This is a genomic window from Pseudomonas sp. P20 (genome assembly GCF_016463925.1).
In the GTDB taxonomy this organism is placed as follows: Bacteria; Pseudomonadota; Gammaproteobacteria; order Pseudomonadales; family Pseudomonadaceae; genus Pseudomonas; species Pseudomonas aeruginosa.
Genome location: NZ_JAEMVM010000131.1, coordinates 1095 through 4098 on the forward strand (window position 1 = coordinate 1095; position 3004 = coordinate 4098).

The 3004-nt window shown below is 64.7% G+C and carries 3 protein-coding genes; all 3 read left to right on the forward strand.

Annotated features, from left to right (window positions below; all coding sequences use genetic code 11):
• Positions 1–117 precede the first annotated feature (117 nt).
• The gene (pilO2, locus tag JHD77_RS32155; RefSeq protein WP_003099758.1) at positions 118–1443 is read left to right on the forward strand and encodes a type 4b pilus protein PilO2; all 1326 of its coding nucleotides are present in this window, start codon (positions 118–120) and stop codon (positions 1441–1443) included.
• On the forward strand, positions 1433–1966 hold the full coding sequence (gene pilP, locus JHD77_RS32160) for a type IV pilus biogenesis protein PilP (protein WP_003099760.1): 534 nt from the start codon (positions 1433–1435) through the stop codon (positions 1964–1966). Before pilO2 ends, pilP begins: the two co-directional genes overlap by 11 nt.
• An 8-nt stretch (positions 1967–1974) precedes the next feature.
• Positions 1975–3004 (forward strand): ATPase, T2SS/T4P/T4SS family (locus JHD77_RS32165; protein ID WP_199506586.1); only part of this gene is annotated, 1030 nt, incomplete at its 3' end.

A 3004-nucleotide genomic window follows, 5' to 3' on the forward strand; every position in this document is an offset into this window, starting at 1 on the left:
ACCAACAAGGTCGGCACCGGCGACGCCGGATTCTTCGGCCTTGGCGGCGGGCTGACCCGCAATACCAAACGCGAGGTCATCGTGGTGCTGATCACCCCCGTCGTGCTGGGCTGAACCATGGAGAAGCCTGACATCGGTAGCCGTGGACCAGACGTCTCGATCCTGAGCTACCACGGCAACAAGTTCGTCAGCGGCCTGTTCTGGCGGCCGCTATCCAGCCAGCGGCAGTACATGAAGGAAGCGCGCAAGCTGGGCAAGGAAGAGCATCTGGACATCGTTGCCATCCGCCATTCGCCGACAGTGATCCAGGCCGGCTTCGTTTCGAAGTCGCAAGGCGCAGTCAAGGGCATGTACTCCCTGGCCTCGGCGCTTTCAGGCCAGTTCGAAGGCGACTTCCTGGCCTGCTGGAAGGTCGACGAGGACCGCTACGCACTGGTCGCCACGCTCGATGGTGCGATCGTCCCCGGCCAGGACCTGGTCACTACCTTCGACGAAGCCAGGGACCGGATCAGGAAGCTCTCTACGCGCGGCGTGCTTCGAAACGCACAGGTCTTCGTTCCCGAAGGATTCGATTTCCCCGTCAAGGACTTCGACATCGAGGAACTGCTCGCGCCGAAGCGCCTGCGGCGCGACTACCGCCTCCGGCAACTCACCTTCGGCTTGTCCGCCAGAGAGTGGACGGCAGTGGCCCTGCTCGGTTGCTTGGTAGGCGGGTCGCTAACCGCCTACTACCTATGGAATGCCCACCAGCAAGAGCTCGCCAGACAAGCCGCGCTCCTCGAGGAGCAGAGGCGCCTCGCCGAGCTGGCCGAGAAGAACGCCCAGGCCAAGCAGCCGCTGGACCTGGCTTCATTGCAGAAGCCTTGGACGCTCATGCCTGACCTCGAGGACATGCTACGCGCCTGTAGCAAGGCAACGGGGGTACTGTCGCTGTCGATCCAGGGCTGGCTCTTCGAATCCAGCAAGTGCGACGGCAGGGTCCTGGTCGCCACCTACCACCGTACCGGCAACAGCACGGCAGCCGACCTGACAGCGGCCAGCCAGCACCTGTTCGCTGACCGCCCCGCCTTCGTCATCGACAACGGCAACACCGCGGCCCTGAAGGTCGACCTGAAAGTCGCCATCGGTAGCGATGAGCCGCTGCAGCCAGCCGACGACGCGCTGCAGGCGCTCACCAGCCATCTGTACCGTCAGGGTGTCGAGCCCAAGCTGTCGATCAGCCAGGAGACAACTCCGCCCCTTCCTGGCGCGGAAGCGGCGACGGAGCAGCAAGTGGTGTTGCCCTCCTGGAAGAAATTCACCTTCAGCGCCCAGACCAGGCTCCCGGCAGACCTGACCTTCCAGGGGCTGCCCGCCGCCGGGGTCCGCATCACCAACCTCGAAACCACGCTCAAGGACAGCCAGTTGGACTGGACTGTCACAGGAGAAATCTATGCGAACTGAGCCGATCGGCATGGCCGTGGCCGTGCTCTTCCTCCTCGCGTCCGGCCAGGCCTGCGCCGGCACCGTTGGCGAACTGGCGGAGATCCAGGCCCAGGCCATCCTCACCGAGGCCAAGGTGCGTCTGGCCACGGCGCAGCGGCAACTGGAGGGCAAAGGCGAAACCGGCCAGGTCGTCAGCGCCCAGGGGCAGACGTTCGCCATGCCGGTGCCGGCGGCGGCGCCGACGATCACGCAGCCGGTTCCGCCAGTGGTGCGGACCATCTACGGCGCCGGCGGCAAGATGACTGCCACATTCTTGTTCCCGGGCGGGTACGAGGTGGACGCCGCCAGCGGCGCGGAGCTGCCGGGCAACTACCGCGTCGAGTCGATTTCCCTGGACCAGGTCGTACTCACCGACAAGGACGGCAACCGCGTGCCCGTGGGCTTCTCCAGCGTTGCCCCGACCCAAGCCGCCTCCTCGGCCCAAGGCGCCTCCGTTCCGCCGGCGCTGCCCGGGGCGGTACCGCAGCCGTTCATCCAGTAGGTACCGCCATGACGAACCTTCAAATTGCCGCGCTTGTACAGCCCTCCATGGTGACCCAACTGCTCACCGCCGACGGTGGCGAGTGGGAGGTCTCGAAGCACCTGCAAGAGATCATGGCCCTGGCCGCCGACGGCACGCTCTATCTATCGGAGAGCCACCAGAACGACATTCACGTTCTGTCGTTCATCGACCGTCTCGATCGCCGTGGCTTCCGATACCAGCTCAACCTCACCGACCTGCAGACCATTCACCAGCTCTACCGCGCCGTCGCCATGGACGGCCTGGTCGATAGCGATGGCCAGCGCGCCACCCAGATGCAGGAGCGCGTGGTCAAGATCATTCGTAAGGCCACAGAGCTGCGCGCCAGTGACGTGCATTTCGTCGTGAGTCCCGCCGGCACCGGCAGCAAGATCCGTTTCCGCGTCGACGGCCTGCTGAAGACCGTCGAGCAGTACCGCAGCCAGGAACTGCACGAACTTTGCGCAACCATCTACCAGTCCATGTGCGACGTGGCCGAGCCGCTTTTCAAGCCGCAATTGGACCAGGACGCGCGGATGAGCCAGGCCTTCGTCGAGAAGCTGAACCTGTTCGGCGCCCGGATCGCGACCCGCCCGCGCGCCGGTGGGTTCCTGATGATCCTGCGGCTGCTCTACGACGATACCGGCCTCGACAGCCTGGAGCAGCTCGGCTACCTGCCCGAGCAGAACGCGCTGTTCGATCGCATGATGCGCATGCCTTACGGCATCAACATCCTGTCCGGCCCCACCGGGTCAGGGAAGTCGATGACCTTGAAGGTCACCATGGAAGGACTCGATAAGCTGCATGGCGGATCCAAGCATATCCTGACCATCGAGGATCCACCGGAATACCGCATTCGCGGCGAAGGCATCAACCAGACCCCACTGGTCTATGACGCCACTGACCCAGACGCAGAACGCCAGGCCTGGGCCGCAGGCATCGCCAACGGCATGCGCCTGGATCCGGACTACATGATGATCGGCGAAGTGCGCGACCTCTTCGCCGCTGTCGCCGCCTTCC